13 protein-coding genes are annotated in these 15,540 nt (G+C 54.5%); 4 read left to right on the forward strand and 9 right to left on the reverse strand.

Features of this window, described 5'->3' with window-relative positions:
* Positions 1-15: 15 nt before the first annotated feature.
* The 6 genes from aroK to pilM form a co-directional block, all read right to left on the reverse strand.
* A complete protein-coding gene (gene aroK / locus ACTUJZ_RS10470) occupies positions 16-534 on the reverse strand; it encodes a shikimate kinase AroK (RefSeq protein ID WP_463636255.1) in 519 nt (172 codons plus the stop codon).
* A gap of 271 nt (positions 535-805) precedes the next feature.
* A complete protein-coding gene (locus ACTUJZ_RS10475) occupies positions 806-2,491 on the reverse strand; it encodes a type IV pilus secretin PilQ (RefSeq protein ID WP_463636313.1) in 1,686 nt (561 codons plus the stop codon).
* A gap of 82 nt (positions 2,492-2,573) precedes the next feature.
* Positions 2,574-3,116 carry a pilus assembly protein PilP gene (locus tag ACTUJZ_RS10480; RefSeq protein ID WP_463636314.1) on the reverse strand — a complete coding sequence of 181 codons (543 nt, stop codon included), beginning with the start codon at positions 3,114-3,116 and terminating at the stop codon, positions 2,574-2,576.
* A complete protein-coding gene (locus tag ACTUJZ_RS10485) occupies positions 3,106-3,723 on the reverse strand; it encodes a type IV pilus inner membrane component PilO (RefSeq protein ID WP_463636256.1) in 618 nt (205 codons plus the stop codon). The genes ACTUJZ_RS10480 and ACTUJZ_RS10485 overlap by 11 nt, the downstream gene beginning before the upstream one ends.
* Positions 3,724-3,726: 3 nt before the next feature.
* Entirely contained in the window at positions 3,727-4,305 is a 579-nt protein-coding gene (locus tag ACTUJZ_RS10490; RefSeq protein ID WP_463636257.1) for a PilN domain-containing protein, read from the reverse strand.
* A complete protein-coding gene (pilM, locus tag ACTUJZ_RS10495) occupies positions 4,293-5,357 on the reverse strand; it encodes a type IV pilus biogenesis protein PilM (protein WP_463636258.1) in 1,065 nt (354 codons plus the stop codon). Before pilM ends, ACTUJZ_RS10490 begins: the two co-directional genes overlap by 13 nt.
* A 142-nt stretch (positions 5,358-5,499) precedes the next feature.
* Here pilM and ACTUJZ_RS10500 point away from each other — a divergent pair, with 142 nt between their 5' ends.
* From ACTUJZ_RS10500 to ACTUJZ_RS10515, 4 genes are all read left to right on the forward strand, one after another.
* Positions 5,500-8,136 carry a penicillin-binding protein 1A gene (locus ACTUJZ_RS10500; RefSeq protein ID WP_463636259.1) on the forward strand — a complete coding sequence of 879 codons (2,637 nt, stop codon included), beginning with the start codon at positions 5,500-5,502 and terminating at the stop codon, positions 8,134-8,136.
* 63 nt (positions 8,137-8,199) lie between these two features.
* Positions 8,200-9,891: an NAD-dependent malic enzyme gene (locus ACTUJZ_RS10505; RefSeq protein WP_463636260.1), complete on the forward strand. Its 1,692-nt coding sequence runs from the start codon at positions 8,200-8,202 to the stop codon at positions 9,889-9,891.
* A gap of 485 nt (positions 9,892-10,376) precedes the next feature.
* Complete coding sequence (gene yghU, locus ACTUJZ_RS10510) at positions 10,377-11,228, forward strand: glutathione-dependent disulfide-bond oxidoreductase (RefSeq protein WP_463636261.1); 852 nt, start codon at positions 10,377-10,379, stop codon at positions 11,226-11,228.
* 166 nt (positions 11,229-11,394) lie between these two features.
* Complete coding sequence (locus tag ACTUJZ_RS10515; RefSeq protein WP_463636262.1) at positions 11,395-12,708, forward strand: Na+/H+ antiporter NhaC family protein; 1,314 nt, start codon at positions 11,395-11,397, stop codon at positions 12,706-12,708.
* 1 nt (position 12,709) lies between these two features.
* Here the strand turns inward: ACTUJZ_RS10515 and ACTUJZ_RS10520 are convergent, their stop codons facing one another.
* From ACTUJZ_RS10520 to argA, 3 genes are all read right to left on the reverse strand, one after another.
* The gene (locus ACTUJZ_RS10520) at positions 12,710-13,573 is read right to left on the reverse strand and encodes an alpha/beta hydrolase family protein (RefSeq protein ID WP_463636263.1); all 864 of its coding nucleotides are present in this window, start codon (positions 13,571-13,573) and stop codon (positions 12,710-12,712) included.
* A gap of 160 nt (positions 13,574-13,733) precedes the next feature.
* A complete protein-coding gene (locus tag ACTUJZ_RS10525; protein WP_463636264.1) occupies positions 13,734-14,132 on the reverse strand; it encodes a hypothetical protein in 399 nt (132 codons plus the stop codon).
* A gap of 86 nt (positions 14,133-14,218) precedes the next feature.
* On the reverse strand, positions 14,219-15,535 hold the full coding sequence (gene argA / locus ACTUJZ_RS10530) for an amino-acid N-acetyltransferase (RefSeq protein ID WP_463636265.1): 1,317 nt from the start codon (positions 15,533-15,535) through the stop codon (positions 14,219-14,221).
* Positions 15,536-15,540: the final 5 nt, after the last annotated feature.

Below are 15,540 nucleotides of genomic sequence, written 5' to 3' on the forward strand. Positions count from 1 at the left end.
CGTATCTCCTTTTACTTAGAACAAGTCAATTTTACTGATGATTTGATTTGCCACTGCGCGGGCTGACTGGTCATCGGTATCAATGATGTAATCTGCGACTTCTTCGTACAGCGGGTTGCGCTGATCAGCCAGATCGCGCAATACTTCTTCAGGCTCACCATGCTGTAACAGCGGGCGACGCTTGTCGCGCTGGGTGCGGGCCACTTGCTTGTCGATCGTCGTTTGCAGATAGACCACGATGCCGCGGGCAGACAACCGGTTGCGCACCGCTTTGTTGGTGACCGAACCGCCACCGGTAGCTAGCACGATGCCCTGCTTGTCAGTCAGATCGTAAATGACATTCTCTTCGCGTTTGCGAAAACCTTCTTCACCTTCCAGGTCAAAAATCCACGTAATGTCTGCGCCAGTGCGCCGCTCGATCTCTTGATCGGAGTCAAAAAAATCCAGGTGAAGTTCGTCTGCCAGGTGTCTGCCAATGGTACTTTTGCCTGCGCCCATCGGGCCAACCAAAAAGATATTACGTTTTTCAGCCATATTTGCTTATATCACAACTTTCATTATGTTAAGGGCGGCACTTGTCTTACCTTCTCAGCCCACCCATTCTCGCGTGCTTATAATCTCGACTCATAAGCACCACTCCTAGAACCTCGCTTAAATTTCGAGAGCGGGATTATCTCAGTTTCATCTATGACGATGCAAGTTTTGTTGTTGTTTTAATCGGCAGGCAGGAAAAACAGGCGCTTAGACAGTGATAAACAGACCAAAATGCCGCTTTTTGGCGGCCTTTTGGTCTAACTGTCTGTTCTTACAATGTCTCGATGACAATCTTGGGTGTCACAAAGATAAGCAGTTCGCGTTTTTGGTAAACCTGCGATGTCTTTTTAAATAGCCGGCCCACCACAGGAAGATCACCAAACAGAGGAACTTTTGAAATATCATCGGTATTAAGTTGTTGGAAAATACCGCCTAGTACCACAGTTTCACCGTTTTGCACTAAAACCTGGGTTTTAATTTCCTGGGTGTCGATGGCCACCGCGGGGCCGGTGGAGGTTGAGACGGTCTCACCGCGAGTATCCTGGGTTACCACCAGATCCAGAATGACCCGATTATCCGGTGTAATGTGCGGCGTCACTTTTAAGCTTAATACCGCTTTTTTAAATTCTACCGAGGTAGCGCCCGACGAGGTAGCCTGCACATACGGAATTTCGGTGCCCTGCTCAATATAAGCTTCCTGCTGATTGGCCACGGTAATGCGCGGGCTGGCAATGATTTCGCCTTTGTTTTCTGATTCCAGCGCCGACAGCTCTAAATCCAGAATCGTGCCATCCACTAAGCTGGCCACCTGAAAGCCGATGCGCCCGGCAGCACTGGTCACCGGGAGGTTCACATTCAAACGGTTGGCGACCGAGGGCACCACGCCACTGGCCGCGGCATCCGCGCCTTCCAGCGAGCCAGACACCGACACATCGGTTTCACGGTCGGTCAGGCCCCAGCGTACACCCAATTCTTCGCCCACATTGTCACGCACTGTAACCATGCGAGACTCAATCAATACCTGTTTGACCGGAATATCCAATGCCTGCACAGTCAGGCGGGCTTCATCGATGGACTCCTGGGTATCGCGCACCAGCAAGGTATTGGTACGTTCATCCACACTGACCGAGCCACGCTCACTTAAAATGCCGCCTTCCTGGGATTTCAGCAGGGTGGCCATGGCCTGTGCCTTGGCGTAGTTGACGGTAATATTGGCGGTGGTCAGCGGGGCCAGATCTTTGACCTGCTTTTTGGACTGTAGTTGCTGGGTTTCGCGTGCCGCCAGCTCTTCACTGGGCGCCACCAGCAAAATGTTGCCATCCAACCGCTTATCCAAGCCTTTGATGCGCAGGATCATATCCAGCGCCTGGTCCCATGGCACCCCGGACAGCTGGATGGTGACATTGCCACTGACGGTGTCGGTGGTGACCAGATTAAAATCATTGACCTGAGCGATGATTTGCAGCACCTGGCGCACCGGCACATCCTGAAAATCCAGCGAAATGGGTTTGCCGGTATATTGTGACTGGTTTTGCAGAGCTTCCTGCTCGGCTTCACTCATCGGCGCAATTTCAATGCGCAGCTGGTTGTCATCGGTGCTGCTGTGCTTGACGGTGACCGGATCAACATAGTCAATTACCAGACGTGCTGCCTCATCATCCTGAAAACTTTCGATGTGGGTCACCGCGGTGCCAAACTGGGTGACATCCAGCTCCACAAACTGCTCTTCTGCCAACGCGACTCCCGGCAGCGTGATAGTGAGTTTGCCCTGTGACTCCACCAGTTGCGGGCTGGGCACGGTACTATCAAACTGCACCATGGTCACCGCGGTGTTACCTTTGGTGCGGGTAAAATCGATATTGGTCAGGGTATGCTGATAGCCCTGGGTATCGTCACTGTACGGGTCGAGCAATACCGGCTCTTCCTGCGCCTGAACCAGCGGCATGCCATGCAGCATGGCCAAAATTGTCAGCAGGGTGATCAACACGCCCCATTTAAAGCGTGAGGGCTGATTCAGCCGTTTATTAAAAATGTATCGCTCAGGCATTATTATTTTCTCCTGCTGGCGAGGCTAACGTCAGCGTGGTTTCTTCGCGTTGCCAGCAACCGGCTCCGTCGGGTAACAGTTGTTCAATTTTCACCGCTTGCGGATCAATGGTGGTAATGGTGCCGTAAAACAGGCCAATCCGGCTGCCTTTTTTGCCTTTTAACAGCGACCCATCAGCGGTTTTAAATAACACCCACTGCGTGCCCTGACTTTTAAAACTGCCGGTAAAGGCCAGTGCATCGAGCCCGTATTGCTCCAGCGATTCACGCTGGCGGCTGTAATCAGGCTGCACACAATTGGCTTGTGCGGCCTTTACCATAGGCTCGCTGCGATCCACCGGACGCACAAACGGGCTACGCAGGGTGCTGGCCGTATAATCAAAGGCCGGCTGGGCCGAAAATTCCGGGTACGGCTCAATTTTAACCTGGGTATTGGCTTTCACCTGTGCTGTGTACGCCGCCAAATCATCCATTTGCGGTGAGCAAGCGCTCACCAGGCCGGCTGCCAGCAGCAGTCCGATAGACTTATTCTGCATCACTGGGGCCCTCCGCCACATCATTGAGTGCCGTGCGGTAGGTTTTGGCCTGCAGCCGCAGCGCCAGGCGTTGCTCAGACTGTTCTAACGAAAAATCGTGTAATGTCACAATTCGCGGCAGACCGGCAATCTTCGACGCAAATGCGCCAAAGCTATGATAATTGCCGCTGACTTCCATTTCGATGGGCAGTTCAGTATAAAATTCTTTAGGCACATCACTTTGCCAGTTAAGCATCTTGAAGGTCAGGCCTGAGGCCGTGCCCACATAGGTAATGTCATCCAATAAGCCAGGAGTTTCATTACTGGTGGGCAATGAGCGCAGCATAGACGAAAAATCCTTTTTTATCATAGCTAATTGCGCTTTGTAAGCATCCAGATTCACGGCAATGCGATATTTGGCTTCAAACTGCATTTTCAGCTCAGCTTCTTTTTGCTCGGCGGTATCCAGTACCGGCAGCTTGGGCTGCACTAGCAACCACCAGCTGAGCCCGGCCACCAGCACTGCCACAAAGGCAGCCACCACGATACGCACTTCGCGCGGCCAGATGGCGATTTGTTCAAAGTCCAGCTCGTTGAGGGTTTTGAGTTTACTGACATCAAATTTCATGAGTTAGCCTTTTGCTGCGCTGTTAGCCGGGACAGGCGCCACCGACTGGCTGATATCAAAGGTCAGGGTAAAGCCGCTGACGGCATCGGCAGCCGATGTATCGGCCACAATTGACGATAACTCGCCACCGGTGAACACATCAGACTGTTCGATACGGCGCATAAAATCCGATAAGCGATTGTTAGACTCGCTAATGCCATCAATAATGATGCGATTGCCGGTGCGCTGCATGCTGCGAAATGACACCCCCGGCGGTACCACCCGGGCCAGCTCGTCAAACAGACGGGGCGCCACATTACGGCTAACCTGCAACTGGCCAATCAATGCCATGCGCTGCTCGATGGCATTTTTGCTTTCTTTGATTTTTTGGATCTGGCTGATTTGCGCATCCAGCAGACCAATTTCCTGGGTCAGATACTGATTACGCTGGTTTTGATGCTGAATTTGCTGATCAATGGCCTGACCAACGCCCCAAAAGATGCCGCCGACCACCAGGGCCACCAGGCCCAGTGTGGCGAGATATTGATTTTTTTGCTGCTGGCGCTGTTGCTCGCGCCAGGGCAGAAGATTTATATGTGCCATTGGCTAAAACTCCGGCTGGCCAGCCCGGCCGCGATGGCCAGCTGCGGGGTGATTTGACGCAAACGCGCCTGATCCAGCTGCTCGCTGATCTGCATATTGGCAAATGGGTCGAACAACTCGATGTCCAGCCCCAGATCTTGCTGCAATGCGTCTACCAGTGCCGCCAGGTTGGCGCCGCCGCCGGCCAGCAATAATTTTTGCGGGCGCTGGGCGTGGGTGGTGCTGATATACATCTGCAAGGCACGGTTGATTTGCTGGACCAGGTTGGCAGTAAAGATGGGCAGGGTTTCCTGCTGCCAGTTACCGGTCAGGGTGTTGCTGATAAGTTGCTGCTCAGCCTCGTCGGCTTCGATGCGCTGGATCAGAGATAAATCCTGCACCAGCATGCTCATACCAAAATTGTGTTCTTTGGAATACACCACCGCATTGTTTTGCCACACACACATCTGCAGCAAGCTGGCGCCGATGTTGATACAGCACACCCGCTCATCGTCATGGTGCGGATAAAAATGGCCCAATGCGTTGCCCAGCGCATAGCCTTCTACATCCACCACCTTAGGTTCCAGCGGGACTTCACGCACCAGTGTGATACGACTGTCCACCATGTCTTTGTGAGCCGCGCTTAACAGCACGTTGACCTTACCAGTATGGGTGGCGCTGGGGCCGAGCTCTTCAAAGTCCAGATACACTTCATCTAGTGGGTAGGGGATCAGGCTATCAGCTTCAATCTCAATCTGGCCTTCCAGCTCAAAATCGCTTTGGTTAGGCTCCATCTGTACCACTTTGCTAATGACCGAGGTGCCAGACACCGCAATGGCGGCATGTTTCACCTTGGTTTTTAAGGCATGCTGGACTTTTTTTAAGGCCAGACTCACCGCATCAAAATCGCGGATCTCCCGCTCATTGAACGCTGGCTTGGTGATGGGCTCGCAGGCATAGCCGGCCAGTGTGAACTGGTCGCCGGATTTTTCAATAAGTACCGCTTTGATTTGACGTGTGCCTATGTCAAGGCCCACAATAGGCGGTAGCTTTTTCCTAAACAACGATTTCATGGTTTTGACCGGTGATCCAAAGATTGGGCTCTACTCTAAACTAGAATCTTACGCACTTTTTTGCAGAGTATGGTTCTCTTAAAAGCACGTACGTATAAAATGTTAATCAATTAGGCAACTTGGCCTTGGTAATGAAGTCTTCGTGAAGTTACTCAAATCCCTCTTAATACTTATCTTTATTGGTGCGCTGACTGGCGCGGCCGGGCTCATCGGTATTTACTTTTATATCAAACCTGACCTGCCCAGTGTCACTGTCCTGAAGGACGTAAAATTACAAACCCCGATGCGCATCTATACTCAGGATGGATTATTGATCTCGCAATATGGAGTTAAACGGCGGATCCCGGTAAAACTTGAGGATGTGCCGCAGCAAATGATTGATGCGGTGCTGGCCACCGAAGACAGTCGCTTTTATGAGCACAATGGCATTGACCCCATCGGCATCGGCCGGGCGGCGCTCAATTTGCTGGTCACCGGCGAAAAACAGCAGGGTGCCAGTACCCTGACCATGCAGCTGGCCCGGGGCTTCTTTTTAACCCGGGAAAAAACCTACATCCGCAAAATCAAAGAAATCTTTATTGCCTGGCACATGGAGCAGTTGCTGACCAAACAGGAAATTCTGGAGTTGTACCTGAACAAGGTGGAGCTGGGCCATCGCTCGTTTGGATTCGGTGCTGCGGCCCAGGTGTATTACGGCAAACCACTGGCTGAGCTGGACCTGGCGCAAATGGCCACACTGGCCGGGCTGCCTAAAGCGCCGTCGGTGCTTAACCCCATCAGCCGCCCTGATCGCGCGGTAGAACGCCGGCGCGTGGTGTTGCTACGCATGCTGGATGAAGAATTGATTAGCCGCGCCGAGTTTGACCAGGCCACCACCGCGCCGGTTACCGCGCGTAAACACGGCGCCGAGATTGAAGTGGATGCGCCCTATCTGGCCGATCTGATTTATTCAGAAATGGTTAAGATTTATGGCAAAGAAGAAGCTGAGACCGGCGGCTATCAGGTGTATGCCACAGTGGACTCGGACACTCAGCTGGCCGCGCAGCAGGCAGTGGTGCGCAATCTGCACGATTATGATGAACGCCACGGCTATCGCGGGCCGCTAGGCTATCTGTACAACGCCCCAGCCGATCAGGAAGAAGAGGAAGCAGGCGAGGCTGATGAGCCGGCGTCTGAGGTTCTGGCTACCCGGCCGTCACGTGATGAGTTGATGGCAGCGCTGGCGCAGCAAACCCGCATTGCGCCGCTGGTTCCGGCGGTGGTACTTAAGGTCGAACAACAACAGGCGGTGGTGCTGGATGCCGATGGGCAACAGCGTACCCTGACCTGGCCAAATCTGGACTGGGCGCGCCCATATATCACCGACTCACGGCAGGGCGAAGAGCCTGAAACAGCCCATGATATTTTGCGTGAAGGTGCGCTGATTAACATCCGTCGTCAGGATGGCGAGTGGCGACTGGCGCAGATGCCAGCGGTCAGCGGCGCGCTGGTGGCGTTAAATCCACATAACGGCGCAGCAGAAGCCGTGGTGGGTGGCTACTCGTTTTATCAAAGCCAGTTTAACCGCGCCACCCAGGCCAAGCGTCAGGTCGGCTCTAACATCAAGCCGTTTGTGTACGCTGCTGCACTGGATACCGGCTACACCCCGGCATCGATTATTAACGATGCGCCGATCAACCAGTGGAATCAGGCCACCGGTGTCGCCTGGCGGCCAAAAAATTCACCGCCGGAATACGATGGCCCCATCCGCATGCGGGTCGCGCTGGGTAAATCCAAAAACGTGGTGTCAGTGCGCCTGTTGCGCGGGGTGGGGCTGCATGCTACCGCGGATTATCTGACCCGCTTTGGTTTTGCCAAAGAAGATATCCCACGCGACGAAACCCTGGCGCTGGGCTCAGGCTCCCACACGCCGCTGGAAGTGGCCCGGGGGATGGCAGTGATTGCCAATGGCGGCTTTTTAGTCCAACCGCATTTTATCCAGCGCGTGCACAACGAACAAAATGAGCTGTTGTGGCAGGCCGAGCCGGTCTGGGCGTGCGACCCCTGTGAACAGGATGGCCAGGCCCGCCAGGCCAAACCTACCGACAAAGAACAGCAACTGGCTGCTGCCTTAGGCGTGGCGGTGGATACTCAGGCGTCTGCGCCGATGCCGCACAAACGCCCGGCCCCACGGGTATTAAGCCCGCAAACCGCTTTTTTGGTGGCTGACATGATGCATACCGGGGTGCAGGCCAACGGTAGCTGGAGTAAAAAAACCTATTGGATGGGCACCGGCTGGCGAGCGAAAAATATCTTGCAGCGGGATGATTTGGCCGGCAAAACCGGTACCACCAACGATGCCCGCGATGCCTGGTTCTCAGGTTTTCAGCCGGATCTGGTGGCCACCGCGTGGGTCGGTTTTGATGATATGAACCGGAATCTGGGCCGCGCGACCCGCAACCAAAATCTGATCAACCGCAATCCGGAGCGCTTCAACTGGATCGGCAATGCCATGATTGGCACCGAAAGTGGCTCGCATGCCGCGCAGCCTGCCTGGATCCGTTTTATGCAGGCAGCGCTGGAAGACACGCCAGAAAAAGCCATGCCGGTGCCGGATGATATTGTGCGTGTACGCATTGATCGTACCAGTGGAAAGTTGACCCGGCGCACCGACCATACGACACTATTCGAATATTTTGCCAAGGGAACTGAGCCTGCTGTCTATGTGCTAGACGAAGAGGTGATAGATCCTGCTGAAGATGATGCAAAACGTACCCCCGAGCCAGAAGAAATATTTTAATGGCTGGCCCGCCAGCCGGCCGGGGGACGATTTTGTCTGCCTGAACCAACATTCGGAAGAACAATGTCACAAGACGATAACCGATATCTGTACATCCCCCACGCCGGGCCCTCACTGCTGGAAACCCCCCTACTGAACAAAGGCAGTGCCTTTACCGCCCGCGAACGGGCCTCGTTTAACCTGACCGGCTTACTACCGCCGCGCTTTGAAACCATCGAAGAGCAGGTTGAACGGGCGTACATGCAGTACAACACCTTTGATGATCCGCTCAATAAACATATTTATCTGCGTGCCATTCAAGACAACAATGAAACCCTGTTTTACCGGCTGGTGCAGCGTCACATCGATGAGATGATGCCCATCATCTACACCCCGACAGTGGGCGATGCCTGTGAGCAGTTTTCGGATATTTACCGCAGCTCGCGGGGCTTGTTTATTTCCTGGGAAGAGCGCCATCAGCTGGATGACATTGTGCGCAATGCCACCAAGCGTAAGGTTAAAGTGATTGTGGTGACTGACGGTGAGCGCATCTTAGGCCTGGGTGACCAGGGCATCGGCGGTATGGGCATTCCGATTGGTAAATTATCCTTGTACACCGCCTGTGGCGGCATCAGCCCGGCCTATACCCTGCCGGTGATGCTGGATGTGGGCACCAACAATGAAAAACTGCTTAACGATCCCATGTACATGGGTGCGCGTCATCCGCGCATCGGTCAGCAGGAGTACGACGAATTTATCGATATGTTTGTGCGCGCAGTCAAGCGGCGCTGGCCGGAAGTCATGATCCAGTTTGAGGATTTTGCCCAGCCCAATGCCATGCCGCTGCTCAACCGCTATCGCGACCAGATCTGCTGTTTTAACGACGATATTCAGGGCACCGCGGCGGTCACCCTGGGCACTATTCTGGCAGCCTGCCGCATGAAAGGGCAGCGGTTGTCTGACATGAAAGTGGTGTTTGTGGGGGCTGGGTCGGCCGGCTGCGGCATTGCCGAGATGCTGGTGCAGCAGATGGTGCAGGAAGGTATGAGAGACACCGAAGCGCGCCGCCAGGTGTACATGGTTGACCGCTACGGGCTGGTCACCGAAGGCATGGACGATCTGCGCGACTTTCAGGCTAAACTGGCCACTCCCCGCGAGCACATTGCCGACTGGAGCTTTTCCGGCGAATACGCCTCGCTGCTAGATGTGGTCAACTGTGCTGCGCCGGATATCTTAATCGGTGTGTCCGGCCAGCCGGGGTTGTTTACCGAGCAGGTGGTGCGCTCGATGAAGGCTAATTGCGCGCTGCCCATTATTTTCCCACTGAGTAACCCCTCGCGCCAGGTCGAAGCCCGCCCTGAGCAGGTCATTGAGTGGACGGACGGTGAGGTGATCATTGCCACCGGCAGCCCGTTCAAGCCGGTGGAATACCAGGGGAAGTCGTACCCGATTGCCCAGTGCAACAACAGCTATATTTTCCCGGGCATTGGCCTGGGCGTCATTGCCAGTAAAGCCAGCCTGATCAGCGATGAAATGCTGATGGCAGCCAGCAATGCACTGGCCTCGGCCTCGCCGCTGGCTAATACCGGCACAGGTGAGCTGCTGCCGCCGCTGACTCAGATTGCTGACTTAAGCCGTCAGATTGCCTATGCTGTGGCCCGGGTGGCCATGGAGCAGGATCTGGCACTGGAGATGACCGAAGAAGCGCTGCACGAAAGTATCCAGCGTAACTTCTGGCAACCAGAGTACCGCCCGTATAAACGGGTCAGCATTTAGCTCTTTTTCACATTCTATATGAGGCGCCTGTTACGGCGCCTTTTTTATGCGCCGTCGGTACACAGCAACAAGCCCAGCCGGGCCCTGACCCGCCACTCTCTGCTGGGCTGACCACCCTTCGCCGCCCTGGTTGGGCAAATCGGAAAATTTAGGCGTGCCGGGTGTTGCTGGTCTGCAACATTGCGCCCCCTTATCGAGCACATTTCGCTGTGCTAGTTTATTTAACTGAATGATATTTAACAATTAATTGAATGTGGCATAAAGCTTGATAGCTATTAGGTCCAATCCAAACTTAGGGTGACAGCGGCCGGTATGGCCGTGCACTCTGTACCATTTTGCGGGCAATGGAAGGCTCGCCTTTTCTTGATGTCGCCACCGGCTGTTAGCCGGTGGCAGACGCGTTAGCTTACACATCGGTGCGTAAGCACAACCAAACCTGACCGTCATACGTATGTGACCTCACATCCATCATGTCAGGAACGGTTATGAGCAAAAAAGACGAATACACGCCGCCAAAGGTCTGGAAATGGGAAAAAGAAGACGGCAGTGAGTTTTCTAAAACCAACCGGCCGACCTCCGGCCCCACTCATGAACAAGCCTTGCCGGTGGGCGACCATGATTTTCAGTTGTATTCCATGGCCACCCCTAATGGCCAGAAAGTGACCATCATGTTTGAAGAGTTACTGGAAGCCGGGGTCAAAAAGGCCGAGTACGATGCGTGGCCGATAAAGATTGGCGATGGCGACCAGTTTTCCACCGGCTTTGTGAATGTGAATCCTAATTCAAAAATCCCGGCGCTGATGGATCACAGTGTCAATCCGCCCATACGCCTCTTTGAATCCGGCTCCATTTTGCAATATCTGGCCGACAAATTTGGCAAGTTTGTGCCCAAAGATGCTATCGCCAAGACGGAATGCATGAACTGGCTGTTCTGGCAGGTGGGCTCAGCGCCGTATGTGGGCGGCGGTTTTGGCCATTTTTATTCGTATGCGCCGTATAAGATGCAATACCCCATCGACCGCTTCACCATGGAAACCAAACGCCAGCTGGATGTGCTGGACAAGCATCTGTCGTTTAATACCTACATGGCCGGCGATGAATACTCCATCGCGGATATGGCTATCTGGCCCTGGTATGGCAACCTGGTTTTGGGCAAATTATACAGCGCCGCCAAGTTTTTGCAGGTGGAAGAGTATGAGCATCTGATGCGCTGGGCCAAAGACATTGCCAAACGCCCGGCGGTCAAACGCGGCATTATCGTCAACCGCTTCTGGGGCGATGATGCACATCTGGCTGAGCGGCATAGCGCCAAGGACATCGATAAAGCCCTTAAATAACAATGCTTTGATTAGTGATAATGCGTCACTTGTCTACCGGGGCAGGCAGGTGACGTGCATCCAGGTATGAGTTACAGCCAATCAGCCTAAAAAGCTGGTTGCATCTTCGCGGCGTTGGGGTAGGCTGCTGCCTTTTTGCCAGTTGCAGGTAACAAGGGTGCAGGCCGTGGACTCATCAGCAAAACCCCAGTTTTTGGGTATTACCCCGATTTTCTTTTTTGTCAGTTTGCTGCTGTTCAGCGCCCTGATCACTCAGGACATTACCGCCATGCCGGTGCTGGTGGCCTTTGTCTGCGCAGCCGGCTTTGGCTTGTTGTTACAGCCCAAAGATCAACGCCTGACTTTGGCGCAAAAGGTTGAAGCATTTTGTCAGGGTGGCGGTAACAGCAACATCATCCTGCTGGTTTTTATCTTTTTACTAGCCGGCGCGTTTTACGCGCTGACTATCGATATTGGTGCCCGAGATGCCACGGTGAATCTGGCTTTAACTGTAGTGCCCCAGTCGCTGATCCTGCCCAGCCTGTTTCTGATTTGCTGTTTTATTTCCTTTTCCATGGGCACCTCCATGGGCACTATCACTGCACTGGCCCCGGTCGCGGTGGGGCTGGCCGATACCTTACAATTATCTGATGCTATGTTGATGGGGGTGGTAGTTTCCGGCGCCATGTTTGGCGATAACCTGTCTTTTGTGTCTGATACCACTATCGCAGCCACGCGCAGCCAACAGGTCAAACTGACCGATAAATTTCGCGCTAACTTGCTGGTGGTGGTGCCGGCGGCACTGATCACCGCCGGGCTATTGCTGGCCACCGACGTACCCGCCGGGGCAGCTGTAGAAACCACGGCCATCTCATGGCTGGAAATTCTGCCCTTTTTAGTCATCATCGGCTGTGCGCTGGCCGGGCTGAATGTGGTGCTGGTGCTGGCCGCTGGCATCGCCAGTGCCATTCTGGTAGGCCTGTTTAATGGCAGCTTGAGCCCGCTGGCAGCAGCACAAAGTGTCCAAAAAGGCATGGGTTGGATGCAGGAACTGGCACTGATTGCCATCACCATTGGTGGCCTGGTGGGCCTGATGACCGCCTACGGCGGCATCGCTTGGTTAATCAAGGTGCTGACCAAGCGGGTCAAAAGCAAACGCGGCGCTGAAGCCAGCATTGCCGGGCTGGTCAGTGTACTGGATGCCACCACCGCCAATAATACTATTTCCATTGTCACCGCCGGCCCCATTGCCCGGCGCCTGGGTCAGCAGTATCAGGCCGATCCGCGCCGGGTGGCCAGTTTGCTGGACATTTTTTCCTGTGCATTTCAGGGTATGGTGCCGTATGCCCCGCAGCTGCTGACCGCCGCTGCCATCGCTGGCATCTCACCGCTGAGCATTACCCCGTATTGCTGGTACCCCATGCTGTTACTGGTATGTGGCAGTGTGTCGGTAGCCACAGGCTGGCCGCGCTTTAAACAGCCGGCCGAAGAAGCTTTCTAGCTCAAACCGGCTGTAAATGCTCGTCGAAGAAGTTGGTCACCAGCGGCCACAGGCGTTGTGACTGGCGCGAGAAAAAACGCATATGGCCGATGGTATCCAGGCCACAGGCCGACGGGTATAAAATGCAGTAGCGGGCATTACAGCCTTCATACACTGCAATCATTTCTTTTAGATTGGCCTCGTTGGCGATGTCATCATCACTGGCAATGACCCACTTGGAGGGCACCGCCAGCGAGTCATACTGATGCTGGGTGACCTCGCGCCCGAAGCTTTCCTGTACATAACCCTGACCATTACACCATTGGCGCCATTGTCGGGCCACGCCGCGCGGCAACGGTTCGCCCATGCCGACCCAATGCGATTTGGTATGGCCAAATACAAAATTCGACAGCGGAATAAACACATTCATAAAAAAATGCGCTCTAAGGCGATAGCGCAGCTTCATATTGCGCAGCGAGCCCGATGAGCTGCCAAAATTCATAAAGGCGGTCAGTTTGTGGGCATTGTGCATCAGCCCGATGAGCTGACCGCCGGCGCTGTGGCCGACTAAAAAATAAGGCACGTCAGGAAAACGGGTCACCAGCGCATCCAGCGCTGCGGGCATATCCTGCTGGCCCCAGGCCACCAAATCGGCATCGCTGCGGCGAACCGAATGGTTGCAGGACTCGCCAATGCCGCGGTTATCAAAAGTGAGCACCGCAAAGCCATAATTGGCCAAAAAGCTGGCAAAGGCCGCATAAAACTGGCGTTTAATACCGGTGGCCGGGGCAATAACAATGGCGCCACGTGGTGGCGAATCGGGGGTAAACAGGGTGCCGGCCAGTTGATAGCCATCGTCGCAACACAGTGTGACAGGCTCTTGCATAAATCATCCTCATAACATCATCCCACCAGTAAAAGCCAAACCGCCACAAGAATCAACCCTGGGCACGATGACTAGACAAGTCGATGCGTGTGAAATTCCATGCGCAGACGCGAGTCAGTAAAACTTAATGTGGGCCGGTGGCAAGGCACCGGTACCAGGATCAGGAGCCGGCCGACTCGGGGATGGTTGCCTCGCACTGATCCCAGCCACGGCTGGCCAGCAATTCCAGCAGCGCGGCATTAAAATAGCGCGCATACACCTTGGCCACCGCCGCGTATTTTTCATAATCATAACTGCCGGGGGCATAATCGGTGTTGGCCATTTCTTTGGTACCAAACCGGGTCACCAGACAGGCGGGCACCTGTGGGGTGGTCACCTGGTCACCGTCGCGGGCGACCACAAAGCGAAAATCCCGTTTGCCAAAGGTTTCATTGGCATTGTATTCGGGCATGGCGGTGACCAGCTTGGTCATTTTTTTATCATTGGGCTGTTTTACATAACTGCAGCCGGTGATAAGCACCAGGCCCAGCACACCCAGAACCCATGGCATAGCTTTCATTGTGTCTACCTTTTTACATCGTCAACCGCGCCGGCTCGCTGGCCGGCTGCGGGCAGTGTACGCCAGAAGCCGGGGCAATGCCATGCTCAGCCGGGCAGTTGCAGGGTAAACACCTTGGAATTGCGCTGAAAGTTATACAGCTGTTGTTTGGCGGTGGGCAGCACATCTACCGAAGCCGGCACAAAGCCTTGTTCCAAAAACCAATGGGCAGTGAGAGTGGTCAGTACAAACAGGGTGTGGATCTGGCGCTGTGCCGCGCGCTCTTTGACCGCTTCTAAAATCCGTTCACCGCGGTGTTTGCCGCGATACGCATGGTGGGTGGCCACACAGGCAAGCTCGGCGCAGCCTTCGTCAGGATATTCGTACACCGCTGCGCAGCCGATGATCATGCCATCGCGTTCAATCACAATAAAATGATCGATCTCATCTTCTAAGCGTTCGCGCGAGCGTTTGACCAGCGCGCCACTTTGCTCTAGCGGTTTAATAAGTTTTAAAATGCCGCCCACATCATCAATGCTGGCGGCCCGCAATTGTTCATAATGATGCTCCATCACCAGGGAACCGGTGCCATCACGGGTAAACAATTCGGTCAGCAGAGCGCCATCTCGGGCATAACTGACACAATGCGCGCGGCCAACCCCAGCTGCTACACTGCTGGTTAATGCCTGTAACACCGTGGGCTCGGAGCTGATCTCGCCGGCGGTCATCAGTTGCTCCAGCTGAGGCCGCTCGATGGTCCGCAGCAATTTTCCGGAGGTATTATAGATACCCTCCTGGGCTGAGAACACAATCAGTTTATCGGCATTCAGCGCAATGGCAGCCTGAGTGGCCACATCTTCATGGGACAGATTGAACACCTCGCCGGTAGAGGAATAGCCCATGGGGGAAAGCAGCACAATGGAGCCATCATTAAGATGGTCATTGATGCCGGTGGTATCGATACGCCGCACCAGCCCGGTATTTTCATAATCCACACCGTCACGCACACCCATGGGTTTGGCCACCACCAGGTTGCCGCTGCATACCCGTATCTGGGCACCATGCATGGGCGAGTTAGGCAGGCCCATGGTCAGCAGTGCTTCAATTTGAGCACGCACCGAGCCGGCGGCATCTTTAACACATTCCAGCGTGGCTTTATCGGTGATGCGCACATCATGGGCAAAGCGCGCGTCGAGCTGGCGTAGCGCTACCCGCTGGTCAATTTGCGGGCGCGCCCCGTGCACCAGCACTAAACGCACGCCCAAACTGGCCAGCAGGGCAATATCATGAATGATGTGCGCAAAATTGGCATCTTCAATGGCTTCGCCGCCAAACATCAGCACAAAGGTTTTGCCCCGATGCGCATTAATATAGGGCAGGGAGTTGCGAAACAAGCTGATACCTTCGTGCTGCATAAGCGTCATGCCGG

This window comes from Alteromonas sp. WD8-37 (genome assembly GCF_055326825.1).